The organism is Embleya scabrispora DSM 41855 (assembly GCF_000372745.1).
Taxonomy (GTDB): Bacteria; Actinomycetota; Actinomycetes; order Streptomycetales; family Streptomycetaceae; genus Embleya; species Embleya scabrispora.
In genome coordinates, this window is record NZ_KB889573.1 from 1 (window position 1) to 15,671 (window position 15,671).

A 15,671-nucleotide genomic window follows, 5' to 3' on the forward strand; every position below is an offset into this window, starting at 1 on the left:
CCTTTTTCTCTCCCCCGCTTCGCTCCTCCGAGAAAAAGGCGGCCCCTCGCTCGGGACTTCGTGTCCCTCCGCTTCGCTCCGGGCCACGAAGTCCAAACTGGCGGCTCCGCCGCTCTCCGCGCTTCGCGCGTCGATCGCTGGGGGTGGCGCGGGTCGGGGGCGCTGACGCGCCGGGGTGGGGCCGCGAGGCGGGGAAGCTTGGTCGGTTGGTTCGGCCGGGCGGGCAAAGCGTGGACAGGCACACCGGGGATGTCGAGTGGGCGGGTTGGTCCCGTGCCGCGGATTGGGTGCACATCCGAGTCGACCAAGGGGTGTGTTCAGCCGAAGCTCACTCGTTCCAGCCAGAAGTCGAGGAGTTCGGCGTCGCCGAGAATTTCGATCCCGGCCTCGGACGGCGTGAGGCGTTTGTAGGTGACCAGTAGCAGGTCCACCAGCGGACCGCGCATTGCCACCGTGGCCTTCTCGTGTGCGCGGCGCCAGGTGATCTGCTCACCGGTCAGGTCGACCACCCATTCCGCGGCAGCGGCGGGTGCGGCGTCGGTGGCGTGGAGGTGGATGGTGCGGTTGGGGGCGAGGAGTTCGCGCATCCAGGGGTGGACCTCGAAGTGGAACGGGAGGGAGCCCAGTTCCATCCATTCGTCGAGGGCGTCGGCGGCCACCTCGTGATCGAGGGTGAACTTCGCGCCGAGCGCCAAGGTCGCGTCGGCGCGGTGGATCACCGTCTCGTGGGTGAAGCGGCGGGCGTAGAAGGCCGTGGTGCCGCCCGTGACGGGGGTCCAGAGTTCGGCGTCGGGGCCGGCCTCGCGCAGGGTCTCGGCGAGGCGTTCGGCGCCCTCGGCGAGCCAGGGGCCCACCACGGCGGGGTCCTCGTGGGTGTACGCGGACAGGTCACGGAAGTGTTCGTCGGAGAGTGGTCCCTCGGCCCGGGTCCGGACCACCTCCTCGGCCCAGCGCTGGCCGCCGCCGAGGTGTCGCAGCAGTTGGCCGACGCTCCACCCGGGGCAGGAGGGGACCGGGACGGTCAGGTCCGCGCCGTCGATCGCGGCGCGGAGCAGGTCGATCTGGGCGACGATCTCGGAGCAGTGGCGGTCGTGGCTCAGGGAAGTCATGTCGTCACGGTAGACCGCCATCCGGGCACGGCGGATGCGGGAAAGTGGACCGACGGCCGCGCCACGATCGACGGGCGCGCCGGTCCGAGCGGATCGGCCGGGCGGCCCGCGCCCCTCTTTTCAAACGAGGCCCCGCGCACTGCCGAGGCCCGGCCCCGCTGTGGCGATGCGGATATCGTGCCTGGCCCGATTGCCCCTTGCCGGCGCCGGGGTGGGCGATCCGTGTGCCTGGGAAAAATTGGCGTTCGGTTGGCAACGCGCCGCAACCCCCTTCGGGGATGGACGTCTTAACGGTTGAGAGCAACGAAGACGGCAGCGGAGCCCCGGAGCGGGAGACCGCGCTCGGCCTCACTCCGCGTCGACATTTCGAAACACCGGTTGCCCAGGGGAGAACTCCACCATGCGTATGCCCGCTATGAGCCGTTTCACGAAGAAGATCGGCGTGTCCGCCGCAGCCGCCATCACCCTCGCGCTGACCCCGATCCTGCCCGGCATGGCCGGAACCGCCTACGCCTGCGGGGACGGCGACGGGAAGCAGGTTTCCGCGACCACGGCCGACCAAACGGACTGGGAAAAGGTGTCCGTCACCCTGTCCGGAGTGCCGGCCAAGGTCACCCGAGGCAGCACCTTCACGGCCCGGCTCACCGTCACCAACAACTCCAAGGTCGAGCTCGGTCGCATCCCGGTGGGCGTCGGCCTCGGCCTGATCGACCAGGGGGAGAACTCCCCGGACGGCCGTCTGCACCACGGCGGGGCGAAGGACGTGGCCATCCGCTACACACTGCCCGGCCAGGCCCCGCAGAACCTCCCGGTCAAGCCCGGGTGCGACCCCGTCCTCGGCGGACGGTTCGTCATCAGCGGCGGCGGCCACCCCGGCAGCCGCACCACCGTCACGATGCAGGTCACGATCAAGACCAGCACCCCCGTTCAGGTGACCGACGGGCACCTCTCCGCGGGAGTTCCTCGCGGCCAGAATGTCTACCGGCAGTTCGCGCTCGGCCAGGCCACCGCGCAGCCGACACCGCCCACCAAGCCCACGCCCACGAAGCCCGCTCCGGCGAAGCCCGCCCAGGTTCGGGAAGACACCAAGCCCGCTGAGACCACTCCGTCCGCCCCGACCGCCACCGCCGCGCTGCCGGCCGCCCTTCCCAAGACCGGTGGTCCCTCGCACGCCCCCGCACTCGCCGCCGCCGCGGTCGGCCTCGTCCTGCTCGGCACCACCACGATCGTGCTCACCAGGCGCCGCCGCCCGACCGCCTGACGGCCGACCGTCCGGCGGCCGACCCGCCGCCCGGACGGTGGGTCAAGCCGGGTTGCGCAGTGATTGCAGGGTCCGAGTCGGCTTGACCACCTTCATCAGCGGGCCGGCCAGGGTCACCGCGAGCATGGCCGCGTCGTCCTCGAGTTTGCCGCCCACGTGCGCGAGCAGGCCCTGCTCGACCGCGTCCAGCATCGCCGCGGCGTCGTTGTGCGCGTGCACGGCCAAGTGTTGGGCCAGCGCGTAGAAGGCGCCGGAGGTGTCCCGGGCCTCGGTGACCCCGTCCGTGTGCAGCAGCAGAACGTCGCCCGGCCGGATGCGGACCTGCTCCACCGCGCGTGCGGTGGCCGCCGGCAGCAGGCCCATGCCCAGCGGCAGACCCGCCTCGGCGATCACCTCGCCGACGGTGCCGCCGCGTACCAGCAACGGCGACGGATGGCCGCATGCCAGGACCTGCATCGCGTCCTCGCCCGGGCACAGCTCCACCATCACCGCGGTGACGAAGTCCTCGCCGCCGAGCTGCCGATTCAGGCTGCGGTCCACCCGCGTGCCGACCTCGTCCAGGGTCGGCGCGTCGTAGGCCGCCTCGCGGAACGCGCCCAGCGTGCGGGCCGCCATGTCGACCGCCTCCAGGCCCTTGCCCCGCACGTCGCCGAGCAGCACCCGCACCCCGTACGGCGTCTCCAGCACCTCGTAGAGATCGCCGCCGATGGACGCCTCCTCGGCCGCCGCCCGATAGCGCACCGCGAAGCCGAACCGGCCGATCATCCTGGGCACCGGCCGCAACAGCGCGCGTTGGGCCACCTCCGCCACCGACTGCACTCGGTGCAGCCGGGCGTCCTGACGCCGCCGCTCCCAGCCGACCCAGCAGCCGAACAGGGTGACGATCACGATCGCCGCCGAGACGCCCGTGGTGTTCTTGTACTCGGCGTAGTCGCCGCTGTACATTTCCGGCCGCAACAACAGTCGCGTGACCAGCGCCATGGCTCCGGCCACCGCCGTCATCCATGGCCGGTAGGCCATCGCCACGACCGCCGGTACGGCGATCAGCACCGCGTGCATGTCCAAATAGGGCGGGGCGAGCAGCCGGCTCAGCAGCACTGCCACATACAAACCCGCTGCCACCGGAACGGCTCGGCCGGCGGGGAGGGCCATGGCAGGCATGTATCGGGACCTTTCGTTGACGCGCAGTGGGGACGGACCGACGACCGGCCCCTCTCCATCGTCACGTGGCGCGTGACACCCGGACAGGGGCGAAGGTCCCATTAGGTCCAAAACGTATCCAAACCTGGCCAAACAGGCACTTGACAGCACCGCCATTCGTGTTCGAACCCGGTCCTCACCCAGGCCATATGCTGCGCGCATGCCCCGTGACTCCGGCCCCACCAGGCGCCGTATCGTCGAGGCCGCCGAGCTCTTGTTCGCGCGGCACGGTCTCGACGTGCCGTTGCAGGACATCACCCGTGCGGCGGGGCAGCGCAACGCCGGCGCGATCCACTACCACTTCGGCGGTCGCGAGGGACTGCTGCGCGCGATCGTCGAACGGCACGTCCCGGTCGTCTACGCGCGCCGCCAGGCGCTGCTGGTCGCGGCCCGCGAGCAGCCGGAGCGCCTGTCCGGATTCGCCCGCGCGATCGTGCTGCCGATCACCGAGTTGCTCAACGGCTCGCCCGCCGACCGGGCCTACCTGCAGATCTCGGTGGAGTTGCTGCGCGACGCGACCTCGCCGGTGACGCCACTGCTCGGCGGCGAGGACGTTCAGGACGTGGTGGACGCGGTCGCTGCGGCGCGGCCCGAACTGCACCCGATCGCGCTACAGACCCGCACCTTCCTGGTCACCCAGATGGTGGGCATGCTGTGTGCGGCCCGTGCCGCGCGGCACAGCGCGCCGGCCCGCCCGGACGCGATCGTGCCCACCGGGCTGCTCGGTCCCGATGCCTTCGACGACCACCTGACCACGATCGTCGCGGGCGCCCTCGCGGGCGGCTGAGCCGCCGGGATCGACCCCACCGCGGAGCACCCGACCACACCCCCCACCGATCCCGCGCGGACGCCCCGCCGCGGAATCCCTTGACTCCTTGTGGGCCTCGTATTAAACACACTCATTAATTCGACTGGATCAAGGGCTCTGCCGAGGAGGGGACGCCATGGCGAACCATGACGTGGTCATCAAGGGCGGCATCATCGTCGACGGTTCGGGAAACCCGCGTTTCCGGGGCGACATCGCGATCACCGACGGAGTGATCAGCCGGATCGGACGGATCCCGGCACAGGACGCGGACCGGGTGATCGACGCGAGCGGACTGATCGTCGCGCCGGGCTTCATCGACCTGCACACCCACTACGACGGCCAGGTCTTCTGGGATCCGTACCTGACCACCTCCGGCCCGCACGGAGTCACCTCGGTGGTCACCGGAAACTGCGGCTTCGGCTTCGCCCCGGTGCGCGAGGACATGCGCGAGCGGGCGATGTTGTCGATGACGGCCGTCGAGGACATCCCCACCGAGACCCTGCGCGAGGGCATGCCGTGGGACTGGGTCACCTTTCCCGACTACCTGGACAGCGTCGACCGCACGCCCAAGGCGGTCAACGTGCTGCCGTACGTGCCGGTGAACCCGCTGCTGATCTGGGTGCTCGGGCTGGACCGGGCGAAGGCGGGCGCCGAGCCCACCGACGCGGAACACGCCGAGCTGGCGCGCCTGTTGGCGGAGGCGATGGACGCCGGCGCATGCGGCTGGTCGGCACAGTGCCTGGGCGAACCGGGCAATCCGAACGGCCGGCTGATGCAGGGCGACTTCGACGGCACGCCGATGCCCACCGACATCATGTGGCCGCAGACCCGGCTCGCGCTGGCCCGGGCACTGGGCCGGCAGGGCCGCGGCTTCATGCAGGTCTCCGGGACGCAGATCACCGAGGAGGAGTACGAGCACCTGGTCGAGGTCAGCGGCCGGCCGCTGATCTGGAACGCGGTGATCGCCAACTCGCGCAGCGGCGGGTTGTACAAGCGCAAGATCGAGTGGCTGCGGCGCTGCCAGGAACGCGGCATCCCGATCTACGGGCAGGCGATGACGACCGACGTCCCGGTGCCGTTCAGCTTCCTGTACGGCGGCGTGTCCACCCGACCGCCGGTGGCCGACATCTTCGCGGCCGAGACGGTCGAAGAGAAGATCGCGATGTTGAACGACCCGGCGATACGGGCCCAACTGCGGGAGTTCGACCCGCTGTTCTACCACCTGTACCCGGACATGAAGCTGCACCGCACCTTCACCGACGAGTACAAGCCGTACGAGGGCCTGACGTTCAAGGAGATCGGCGCCCGGCTGGACCGGCACCCGGTGGACGTGCTGTGCGACGTGACCGTCGCCGACGGGCTGACCACGCAGGTGCACACCGGTCAGTTCAACGCGACCCTGGAGGGGCTGAAGGAACTGGTCGACTACGAGTACCTGTTGCCCGGCCTGTCCGACGGCGGCGCGCACCTGAAGACGCTGAGCGCGGGCATGTACGGCACGGAGTATCTCGTCGAGTACGTGCGCAAGCACGCCTGGACCTCGCTCGAACAGGCCCACTGGCGTCTGTCCGGCCTGCCCGCCCGCTGCGCGGGCTTCACCGACCGAGGCGTGCTCAGCGAGGGCGCGGCGGCCGACATCATCGTCTACGACTACGACGAACTCGCCTACGGTGAGCCGACATTCGTCCACGACCTGCCCGCCGGCCAACTTCGCACCGTAATCGATGCCAAGGGCTACCGCTACATCCTGGTCAACGGCCGGGTGACCATCGAGAACGACGAACCCACCGGCGTGCACAGCGGCGAACTCCTGCGTCACGGCCGCCGCGCACGCTGAACCCCGCCACGGCCGCCCACCCGGCGCCGACGATCGGGCACCCCGGGCGACGGACACCCTCGCCCCGCGGCCCTCGATCGTCGGCGCCTTCGTGCGCTCCGCTCCGGCCCCCGCCGCTCGCGCCGGGGGCCGGATGAGATCCGGGTCACCTCACCCGAGGCAAAAGATCGACCACATCATGGAAAAGCCGGCATTCCCGGCGCCCGAGGATCGAATCGTGTCGTCGCCTCGGAACACAAGGGCCGGCACACACATCGCCTTGGAATACGCGCAGCCCGAGCCGAAACGCCTGGGATGGCCGCGCATTTCCAATGGTCGGAATTCCATATTCCGTTACGCCGGACCATCCGCGGAGATTATCCGTATCCGAATCGCCTTGACCCGGCACACCGGCCTTCGGATACTGCTTCAGGTACTCGGCGGTCACCCGATGTGAGGAAATGATCACCCGCACACGCGTACCGCAGGAGCCCTCCCGGCCGGCCCGAAACGCGTGCGTGAAAGCACTTCTTCGACGCATCCCGCGAGCGGCCGCAATCAGTACCTGGACACCTCTACCCGGCGCATGAAAAGAGGAAGAATGAGTACTCGGAAGCTCATCGGCAGCCTGGGCGTGGCCGGCATGATTCTCGCGAGCATGACTCTGGGCACCGGATCGGCGGGTGCCGCGACCTCGTGCGCGGGCGGAAACAAGCTGTGCTATTTCTATAATTCGAATTACGCGGGCGGCCAGGCCGGATTCGACTATCCGCCGAATCAGGGCGGCTTCGGCTGCACCCCGAACTACACGGGCCACTACTTCAGCGACGGCCACCCGGTGCCGAACCAACAGGCCGGCGCCCTGAACTCCACGCAGAACTACACGGCCTTCCTGTTCATCAACCACATCGCGTCGGACTGCAACTCGTACGGGAACCAGCCCGCGGACCCGTTCCAGCTCAACCCGTTGTCCGGGGTACCGGTGCTCAACGGAACGTACAAGAACAATCTGATGGCGCATTCCTGGTACTAGGAAACCCGGAGCACCGACCCGTCTGCTCCCCGCGCCATTCGAGCGGGACGGCAGGCGGGCCGGCTCCTTCCGGTTCTTTCCCGGTCTCGTCGAATCGATCGAACCGGTGGGCACGGCATCCACAGAACGGGCAGGCGCATGCGTACGAACAGATTTCTGCCGACGATCGCCTTCGTGGTCGTCGCCTGTGTCTCCTGTTCAGGTGGTGGCGACGACGGAAAGTCGGCCGATCCGGGAGGGAACGTGCGCCCGCCCGCCTCCATTCCCCCCGTGACGGTGGCCGATCCGGTGACCGGAATCGTCGGGGACTACGCGCTCCCGCTCGATGCCTACATGACGACGCCCGACCAGATACGCGATCTGGACAACGCGGCCATCACCCTCCAGAACGATTGCCTCCAGCGCTTCGGATTCACCGGTCGCATACCGCTGAAAGGCGATGCGCCCACATTCCTGAGCAAGATCAATCCGGGTCGCTTCGGTCCCACCGATCCCGCCGAGGCGCAAACGTCCGGCTACCACAGCCCGCGCACCCGCGCACCGCGGCCGGCGCCGCCGGGCGGAGTGCCGCTGACCGAGGCCGAAACGGCCCTGATCGGTGGTACCGGGCCGAAGGAGATCGGCGGGACGCCGGTGCCGGAGGGTGGTTGCCTGCGCGAGGCCAAGCGCAAACTGGCCGAGGGCGGACCGCCCGAGCCGGCCGATCCGTCCTTCGCCCGCAACCTCGCTGCTCGCCTGCTGGGTCCGGTGAGCCAGGACGCCCGTCTGGTCGCCGCGCAGACCCGGTGGAGCACGTGCATGAAGACCGCCGGCTACACGTACAAGGACACCACCGAGGCGATGACGGACCCGAAGTGGACGACGGCGACGCCGACCGGCCAGGAAATCCAGACGGCCGTCGCGGATGCGCGCTGCAAGAAGGAGACCAACCTGTCCGACACGGGCATCGCGGTCTGGACCGCCTACGAGCAGCAGGCGGTCGAGCAGCACGCCGAGGAACTGACCGCGTACAAGGCATGGTTGGCCAACTCGACGCGCAACGCCGCCCGGGTGCTCGCCGGACGCTGACGGACTTCCCCGGCCATATCGCACTTCCCCTGCAGGGCATACCCGAGCGTTGGCAGTCTGAGGCTGCGGTCGGGCGGCGGCCTTGTCGGTGTGATCGAAGCGAGGACTCTCATCGGAACCATTCCCGGTCTCGAATTCGACTCCCGTGAACCGGAGTTCGAACCCGTGCCGACCCCTGCGGCACGACGCCGGCGGGCGCTGGTCGGGCTGGTCGTGATCGCGCTGATCCTGACCTGCGGCGGATTGCTCGCCGCACGGTTCGTCAAGTCACCCGGCGAGAAGGCCGCGGAGGCCAAAGCGCCCGCGCCGTCGGTGATCTCGGCGGTGGTGGAGCGACGGGTGCTCACCGACACGGTGGTGCTGCGCGGGACGGTGACGGCGGGACAGACGGTCGTGGTGGCGCCGCAGGTGTCCCTCGCCGGCGGCAAGGACGGCGCCGGGGCGACGAAGCCGGTGGTGACCGGGGTTCGGGTGAAGGCCGGGGACGTGCTCGCGGCGGGGCAGGTGTTGCTGGAGGTGTCCGGGCGGCCGGTGTTCGTGTTGCCGGGAGACCTGCCGGTGTATCGGGACCTGCGGCCGGGCGGCGAGGGTCGCGACGTCGAGCAGTTGCAGGTCGCGCTGGTGCGGCTCGGGTACAAGGTCGGTGCGGACAAGGCGGGTACGTACGGGGCCGGGACGAAGGCGGCCGTTGCGGCGTTCTACCGGGCGACCGGCTATGACGCGCCGACGGCGGGCGGGGAGGACGCGGTCAGGGCCGCCGAGGACCGGGTCACGGGCGCGGAGCGCGCGTTGGCCCAGGCGCGGGACGCGGCCAGGGCGGGCGGGGCATCCTCCGGGGGGAGCGCGCCGGGCGGGTCGACGCCGCCGCCCACCGGCGGCGCCGCGGACGGGTCCAGGGCCGCGGCGCAACAGGTGCGCTACGCGAGCGAGGACCTGACCCGGGCCAAGGACGCGCTCGCCGGGCTCAAGGCCAGGTCCGGCGCGATGGTGCCCGCCGGCGAGGTGGTGTTCCTGAGTCGCTTCCCGGCCCGGGTGGACGCGGTGCAGGCGGTCGTGGGTGGCGAGGTCAAGGACAAGGCCCTGACCGTGTCGGCCGGGGACCTGGTGGTGAAGGGGCAGTTGGCCGCACACGAGAAGGGCCTGGTGCGGCCCGGCCTGAAGGTGCGGATCCTGGCGGAGTTGGCCGGAATCGAGGCCGCGGGCGAGGTCCGCTCGGTCGCGGACGCCCCGGAGACCGAGGACACCGCCGCGCAGGGCGCGGGCGGCGCGTCGGCGCCGATGGCGGCCGGCGGCCGGGGCTACCCGGTGATCGTCGCCCCCGCCACCGCGTTGGATCCCAAGCTGGCCGGTCAGGACGTGCGCCTGACCGTCGAGGCGGCCTCTTCGGGTGGTCCGGTCCTGGTCGTGCCGGTGTCGGCGGTCTCCGCCGGCGCGGACGGCCGGACCGTGGTGACCGTCCTGGAACCGGGCGGCGTGCAGCGGCGGGTGGAGGTCCGACCGGGTACCTCCGGCGACGGATACGTCGAGGTGGCGCCGACCGGCGCCGGCGCGCTCGCCGCGGGCGATCGGGTCGTGGTCGGCGCGAACCGCCGGGACACGACGCCCGGCGGTACCGGGGCGAGGCCGTGACGGGCGCGGAACGGCCCGCGCCGGTGGTGGAGTTCGTCGGTGTCGGGTTGACCTATCCGGGTCCGCCACCGGTTGCCGCGTTGCGGCCGTGCGATCTGGTCGTCGGGCGGGGCGAGTATGTGACGATCACCGGGCCGTCCGGGTCGGGCAAGTCCACGTTCCTCAACGTGGCCGGGCTGCTGGACCGCCCCACCACGGGCACCTACCTGCTGGACGGGATCGACACCGGCACCCTGAAGGAGCGCGACCGCACCGCGCTGCGCGGCTCCCGGATCGGCTTCGTCTTCCAGTCCTTCCACCTGCTGCCCCACCGCACGGCAACGGAGAACGTCGAACTCGCCACGATGTACCAGGGCGGACGCCGCAGCCGCGCCGAACGCGCCGCCGGCGCTCGGGAATCCCTGACCCGCGTCGGCCTGGGACACCGTCTGGAGCACACCCCCACCACTCTCTCCGGCGGCGAACGCCAACGCGTCGCCATCGCCCGCGCGCTCGCCGCGGACCCCTCCCTGCTCCTGTGCGACGAACCCACCGGCAACCTGGACACCGCCACCGCCGACGACGTCCTGGCCCTCCTCGACGCCCTGCACGCGGACGGCATGACCATCCTGGTCATCACCCACGACCACGCCGTCGCCGCCCGCGGCCAACGCTCCGTGGCGATCCGCGACGGCGTCGTGTCGGAAGGCGCGCCGGCATGAGCCCGGACGAACTCCCGAAACCCCCGGACCAACCGCGACGGCGGATCACCCCGTCCCGCCAACACCTGCGCGACCTGTTCTCCGAAGCCCTCGCCGGCATGCTCCAACGCCCCGCCCGCTCGATCCTGACCGCACTGGGCACGGTGCTCGGCGTCGGCACCTTCGTCGCCATCCTGGGCCTGACCGCCACCGCCACCGGGCAGATCGGCGACCGTTTCAACGCCCTGACCGCCACCGAGGTCACCATCGAGGACACCGGCGGCCCGGACGCCGCCGTACAACCGTTGATGTTCACCTCCGACGCCGACCGACGCGTCGCCGCCCTCAACGGCGTCGAACACGCCGGCGTGCACTGGAACGTCAAACTCCCCCCGGGCACCACCGTCCGCGCCGCCCCCGTCGGCCGCGACGCCGGCGGCCAACAGATCCCCGTCCTCGCCGCCTCCCCCGGACTCCTCCAAGCCGCCGGACCACACTGGGCCACCGGCCGCGGCTACGACACCTTCCACGACGGCCGCGCCGAACAGGTCGCCGTCCTGGGCGAAGGCATGGCCGGCCGCCTGGGCATCACCACCCTCGACACCGCCCCCGCCATCTTCATCGGCGACACCCCCTTCACCGTCATCGGCATCCTCGCCGACACCGACCGCAAAGCCGACCTCCTGCTGTCCGTCCTCATCCCCCGCACCACCGCCGAAAAGATCTACGGACCGCCCGACCCCGGCGACCGCGCCAAAATGCTCGTCACCACGAAGATCGGCGCCGCCCGCCAGACCGCCGGCGAAGCCCCTTACGCGCTTCGCCCCGACGCCCCCGACGCCTTCAAACCCATCCCGCCCCCCGACCCCCGGAGCCTGCGCGACAACGTCACCGACGACCTCGGCGCCCTCTTCCTCCTCCTCGCCGGAATCTGCCTGATCATCGGCGCCGTCGGCATCGCCAACACCACCCTCGTCGCCGTCATGGAACGCACCGCCGAAATCGGCCTGCGCCGCGCCCTCGGCGCCCGCGGCCGACACATCGCCGGCCAATTCCTCGCCGAATCCGCCACCTTGGGCGCACTCGGCGGCCTCGTCGGCACCAGCCTGGGCACCGTCACCGTCGTCACCACCGCCGCCACGAAGCAGTGGACCCCGGTCATCGACCCCACCACCGTCGCCGCAGCCCCCCTGATCGGCCTCACCACCGGGCTCCTCGCCGGCCTCTACCCCGCCTGGCGCGCCGCCCGCATCGAACCCGTCGAAGCCCTGCGCCGCTGATTCGCGCGGATCGGGGCTTGGGCACGGGCCGGCCCTGGGTAGGCATGCGGCACGACGACGAAGGGGGCGCGATGTCGAGGAAGACCCGCAAGCGCAAGGCCCGTCGCAAGAACAGAGCCAACCACGGCCATCGCCCGGCCTGAGCAGACACCGGATCCGACCACGGCCACCGGCCGGTCATGCACGAACTCCCTTTCCACACACGCCGTTGATTCCGTATCGGAATCGGCTCGGCATTGGGGCACAAGCGCACCCCGCCTGCCGAAAGCGGGCGCGGGTGCGCTCTCGCACGCGCTATCTTCCGGGCAACCGCAGGGTTTTCGTCGCGCGAGGAGCTGCCGTCATGCCCATGTCACGACCATCGCGATTACTACTACCGGCTGTTGCCGCGCTGATGCTGACCGCCGTCTCCTGTGCGTCCTCGGCGGATCGCCCGGATCCGACGGCCGAACCCCCGCTGGGCCCGATCAAGGCGATCCGCACGCCTGCGGACACCGCGTTGCCCTTGGACGCGTACTGGCCGACCACCCAGGACAACGAACTCGCCCACCGGGCCGGCTATCTGGTCGGTGGCGACTGCATGAAACGGCTCGGCTCGGTGGACTGGCCGGTCCCGGACATGGGCCCGCAACCGCAGACCGAAGGCCGCAACTTCCGCAGGTTCGGCAACTTCGATCCGGACACGGCGGCCCGCTGGGGATTCAAGTATCCGGGCGCCGTCGCCGGCTCGGCGCAGCCGCCGCCGACGCCGCGAACCCGGACCCCGACGCCGCTGGAACAACAGATCTGGATCGGCGCGATCCGACAGACCCCGGACGGCAGAACGGTTCCGCCCGGTGGTTGTAGCGAGGAGGCCGACCGCATCCTGGCCGGCGGCGTGCGGCCGGCCGAATACCGTCGGTTCGTGCAAGAACTCTCCGGCCGGGCCGCGACCGGGTCCGAGACGGACTCCAGGGCCCGGGAGGCCGACGCCCGATGGAGCGCGTGCATGGCGCGTTCGGGCTACAAGTACAAGAACTACATGGACCCCAACAACGACGCCGCCTTCGCGAGCGAGTCGGCCGGCGCGAAGGAGATCGCGACGGCCCGGGCCGATGTCGCGTGCCGCCGGGAGACCGGGCTGGTCGACCTGCTCTTCGCGGTGGAGGCCGCGTATCAGAACCGACTGATCGAGGAGAACGCCGAGCAGCTCGGCGCGGTCAAGGACTACCAGGAGGCGATGAAGCGCGGCGCATCGCAAGCCCTGTCCGGTCGGCCGACGAGCTGATCACCCGACCATCGGCGAGCGCCGGTCGACCCCGCGTGGGGTCAGCCGTACATCCGGCGCATCGCGAAGGCGATCATCTGTTCTATGGCCTTCGCGTCGAACATCACCCGGTGCTCGCCGTCGAGATCGAGCACGAAGCCGTATCCGTTGGGCAGCAGGTCCAAGACCTCGGCGCCGGTGACGGTGAAGTGGCGCGACTCCTCGCCGGCGTACTTCTTGAGTTCGGCGAGCGAGCTGAACATCGGGATCACCGGCTCGGGGGTGTTGTGCAGGGCCAGGAACCCCGGGCGGTCACCCCTCGGACAGAAAACCTTCGACGCTATGAAGATGGACTGGAAGTCCTCGCCGTTCATGACGCCCGTGGCGAACGCGCGCACGGCGTCGGTAAGCGCCGGCGCCTCCGCGCGGGCCTGGGATTCTTCCGTTGCGTAGCCGTACACACCACGAGGCTAGCGGGTCCGGAGCCCTGGTTTGAGCCCTGCGTCGAGACGGTCACACGTACCTGGTGGTAACCCGATGGGAACCTCCGGGGCATTGAAAAAGTTACCCATGGGTACGATCATTATGTTACTGACCAGTACACTGGGTTTCGGTTCAGTTCGGTCGATCGGTTCGGTCGACCGGTTCAGAGTTCAGTCAGCGCAGTCCACAGGACGCAACCACGGGCGGAGCCTGTCATGGGTCACTACAAGTCGAACCTCCGCGACCTGGAGTTCAACCTCTTCGAGGTCTTCGGACGCGAACAGGTCTATGGCACGGGTCCGTTCGCGGAAATGGACGTCGACACCGCGAAGTCGATCCTGGCCGAGGTCGAGCGCCTCGCCGTGAACGACCTCGCCGATTCGTTCGCGGAGGGCGACCGCAACCCACCCGTGTTCGACCCTGCGACGCACTCGGCCACGCTGCCGGAGGCGTTCAAGAAGTCGTACAAGGCGTACATGGACTCGGAGTGGTGGCGCCTCGCGCTCCCCGAGGACATGGGCGGCACCAACTGCCCGCGTTCGCTGCGCTGGTCGGTTGCCGAGCTGGTGCTCGGCGCCAACCCGGCACTGTGGATGTACGCGGCGGGTCCCGACTTCGCCCAGGTGCTGCACACGCTCGGCACCGAGGAGCAGCGCAGGGTCGCCGGCTTCATGGTCGACCGCCAGTGGGGCTCCACCATGGTGCTGACCGAGCCCGACGCGGGTTCGGACGTGGGCGCGGGTCGCACCAAGGCGGTCCGGCAGGAGGACGGCACCTGGCACATCCAGGGCGTCAAGCGCTTCATCACCTCGGGTGACCAGGACATGACCGAGAACATCATCCACCTGGTGCTCGCGCGCCCGGAGGGTGCCGGTCCCGGCACCAAGGGCCTGTCGCTGTTCGTGGTCCCGAAGTTCCACTTCGACCCGGAGACCGGCGAGCTCGGCGAGCGCAACGGCGCCTTCGTCACCAACGTCGAGCACAAGATGGGCCTCAAGGTCTCCACGACCTGCGAGCTCACCTTCGGCGAGCACGGCGTCCCGGCCGTGGGCACCCTGGTCGGCGAGGTGCACAGCGGCATCGCGCAGATGTTCAAGATCATCGAGTACGCCCGGATGATGGTCGGCACGAAGGCCATCGCGACGCTGTCCACCGGCTACCTCAACGCGCTCGAGTACGCCAAGGAGCGCTACCAGGGCGCCGACCTCGCGCAGATGACGAACAAGGCCGCGCCGCGCGTGACCATCACCCACCACCCCGACGTGCGCCGCTCGCTGCTCACCCAGAAGGCGTACGTCGAGGGCATGCGCGCGCTCGTGATGTACGCGTCCTCGTGGCAGGACCGGATCGAAGGCGCCGCGCTCGCCGGCGAAAGCGACGAGACTGCGGACCGGGTGAACGACCTGCTGCTGCCGATCGTCAAGGGCTACGGCTCGGAGAAGTCCTACGAGCAGCTCGCGCAGTCGCTGCAGATCTTCGGCGGCTCGGGCTTCCTTCAGGAATACCCGATCGAGCAGTACATCCGGGACGCCAAGATCGACACCCTCTACGAGGGCACCACCGCCATCCAGGGTCAGGACTTCTTCTTCCGGAAGATCGTCCGCGACCAGGGCAAGGCGCTGACCGTGGTGGCGGGCGAGATCCAGGAGTTCATCGCCGCGCACGCCGAGGGCGAACTGGCCGCCGAGGTCAAGCTGCTCGCGACCGCCGCCGAGGACGTCCAGGGCATGGTCGCCGCGATGATCAACCAGCTGATGGCGTCCGAGCAGGAGATCGACTCGATCTACAAGGTCGGCCAGAACACCACCCGACTGCTGATCGCCGCCGGCGACCTGGTGGTCTCCTGGCTGCTGCTGCGCCAGGCCGCGGTGGCGCTGACCAAGCTGGCCGGCACGCCCGGTCGGGACGAGGCGTTCTACCAGGGCAAGGTGGCCGCGGCGAAGCACTTCGCCCGCGAGATCCTGCCGCTGTTGACGCCGCAGCGCCTGATGGTCGAGCAGATCGACAACACGATCATGGAGCTGCCGGAAGGGGCTTTTTAGGGGGCTTTGCCGCCGG

13 protein-coding genes are annotated in these 15,671 nt (G+C 70.0%); 10 read left to right on the forward strand and 3 right to left on the reverse strand.

The annotated features are described in order from the left end of the window. Positions 1–317: 317 nt before the first annotated feature. Positions 318–1,109: a maleylpyruvate isomerase family mycothiol-dependent enzyme gene (locus tag A3IC_RS0105975; RefSeq protein WP_026217934.1), complete on the reverse strand. Its 792-nt coding sequence runs from the start codon at positions 1,107–1,109 to the stop codon at positions 318–320. Between the two features lie 415 nt (positions 1,110–1,524). On the opposite strand from A3IC_RS0105975, the gene A3IC_RS0105985 reads away from it, so the two are divergent. Further along, positions 1,525–2,370 carry an LPXTG cell wall anchor domain-containing protein gene (locus A3IC_RS0105985; protein ID WP_020549151.1) on the forward strand — a complete coding sequence of 282 codons (846 nt, stop codon included), beginning with the start codon at positions 1,525–1,527 and terminating at the stop codon, positions 2,368–2,370. A gap of 42 nt (positions 2,371–2,412) precedes the next feature. Here A3IC_RS0105985 and A3IC_RS52795 read toward each other — a convergent pair whose 3' ends face one another. Next, complete coding sequence (locus A3IC_RS52795) at positions 2,413–3,531, reverse strand: PP2C family protein-serine/threonine phosphatase (RefSeq protein ID WP_158695827.1); 1,119 nt, start codon at positions 3,529–3,531, stop codon at positions 2,413–2,415. A gap of 199 nt (positions 3,532–3,730) precedes the next feature. Between A3IC_RS52795 and A3IC_RS61865 the strand changes: the two genes are divergently transcribed. The 8 genes from A3IC_RS61865 (at position 3,731) to A3IC_RS0106030 (ending at position 13,151) form a co-directional block, all read left to right on the forward strand. After that, the gene (locus A3IC_RS61865) at positions 3,731–4,357 is read left to right on the forward strand and encodes a TetR/AcrR family transcriptional regulator (protein ID WP_020549153.1); all 627 of its coding nucleotides are present in this window, start codon (positions 3,731–3,733) and stop codon (positions 4,355–4,357) included. 157 nt (positions 4,358–4,514) lie between these two features. Beyond that, positions 4,515–6,215 carry an N-acyl-D-amino-acid deacylase family protein gene (locus tag A3IC_RS0106000; RefSeq protein WP_020549154.1) on the forward strand — a complete coding sequence of 567 codons (1,701 nt, stop codon included), beginning with the start codon at positions 4,515–4,517 and terminating at the stop codon, positions 6,213–6,215. Between the two features lie 580 nt (positions 6,216–6,795). Next, entirely contained in the window at positions 6,796–7,227 is a 432-nt protein-coding gene (locus tag A3IC_RS0106005; RefSeq protein WP_026217936.1) for a hypothetical protein, read from the forward strand. Between the two features lie 270 nt (positions 7,228–7,497). After that, entirely contained in the window at positions 7,498–8,295 is a 798-nt protein-coding gene (locus A3IC_RS61870) for a hypothetical protein (RefSeq protein WP_020549156.1), read from the forward strand. A 165-nt stretch (positions 8,296–8,460) separates the two neighbouring features. Beyond that, positions 8,461–9,924 (forward strand): peptidoglycan-binding protein, encoded by a 1,464-nt coding sequence (locus tag A3IC_RS52810; RefSeq protein ID WP_063744806.1) that lies wholly within the window; start codon positions 8,461–8,463, stop codon positions 9,922–9,924. Beyond that, positions 9,921–10,625 (forward strand): ABC transporter ATP-binding protein, encoded by a 705-nt coding sequence (locus tag A3IC_RS0106020; RefSeq protein ID WP_020549158.1) that lies wholly within the window; start codon positions 9,921–9,923, stop codon positions 10,623–10,625. The genes A3IC_RS52810 and A3IC_RS0106020 overlap by 4 nt, the downstream gene beginning before the upstream one ends. Next, positions 10,622–11,884 carry an ABC transporter permease gene (locus A3IC_RS0106025; RefSeq protein WP_020549159.1) on the forward strand — a complete coding sequence of 421 codons (1,263 nt, stop codon included), beginning with the start codon at positions 10,622–10,624 and terminating at the stop codon, positions 11,882–11,884. The genes A3IC_RS0106020 and A3IC_RS0106025 overlap by 4 nt, the downstream gene beginning before the upstream one ends. A 343-nt stretch (positions 11,885–12,227) precedes the next feature. Further along, positions 12,228–13,151, forward strand: a complete 924-nt coding sequence (locus A3IC_RS0106030) for a hypothetical protein (protein ID WP_158695828.1) — start codon at positions 12,228–12,230, stop codon at positions 13,149–13,151. 41 nt (positions 13,152–13,192) lie between these two features. On the opposite strand, the gene A3IC_RS52815 is transcribed toward A3IC_RS0106030, so the two are convergent. Further along, complete coding sequence (locus tag A3IC_RS52815) at positions 13,193–13,591, reverse strand: SseB family protein (RefSeq protein WP_020549161.1); 399 nt, start codon at positions 13,589–13,591, stop codon at positions 13,193–13,195. A gap of 237 nt (positions 13,592–13,828) precedes the next feature. On the opposite strand from A3IC_RS52815, the gene A3IC_RS0106040 reads away from it, so the two are divergent. Beyond that, complete coding sequence (locus tag A3IC_RS0106040) at positions 13,829–15,655, forward strand: acyl-CoA dehydrogenase (RefSeq protein WP_020549162.1); 1,827 nt, start codon at positions 13,829–13,831, stop codon at positions 15,653–15,655. The last annotated feature ends 16 nt before the right edge of the window (positions 15,656–15,671 follow it).

Excerpts from the sequence above, each read along its gene's own strand:
- A3IC_RS0105975 (WP_026217934.1), bottom strand. The coding sequence starts at position 1,109 with ATGACTTCCCTGAGCCACGACCGCCACTGCTCCGAGATCGTCGCCCAG.
- A3IC_RS0105985 (WP_020549151.1), top strand. The coding sequence starts at position 1,525 with ATGAGCCGTTTCACGAAGAAGATCGGCGTGTCCGCCGCAGCCGCCATC.
- A3IC_RS52795 (WP_158695827.1), bottom strand. The coding sequence starts at position 3,531 with ATGCCTGCCATGGCCCTCCCCGCCGGCCGAGCCGTTCCGGTGGCAGCG.
- A3IC_RS61865 (WP_020549153.1), top strand. The coding sequence starts at position 3,731 with ATGCCCCGTGACTCCGGCCCCACCAGGCGCCGTATCGTCGAGGCCGCC.
- A3IC_RS0106000 (WP_020549154.1), top strand. The coding sequence starts at position 4,515 with ATGGCGAACCATGACGTGGTCATCAAGGGCGGCATCATCGTCGACGGT.
- A3IC_RS0106005 (WP_026217936.1), top strand. The coding sequence starts at position 6,796 with ATGAGTACTCGGAAGCTCATCGGCAGCCTGGGCGTGGCCGGCATGATT.
- A3IC_RS0106025 (WP_020549159.1), top strand. The coding sequence starts at position 10,622 with ATGAGCCCGGACGAACTCCCGAAACCCCCGGACCAACCGCGACGGCGG.
- A3IC_RS0106030 (WP_158695828.1), top strand. The coding sequence starts at position 12,228 with ATGCCCATGTCACGACCATCGCGATTACTACTACCGGCTGTTGCCGCG.
- A3IC_RS0106040 (WP_020549162.1), top strand. The coding sequence starts at position 13,829 with ATGGGTCACTACAAGTCGAACCTCCGCGACCTGGAGTTCAACCTCTTC.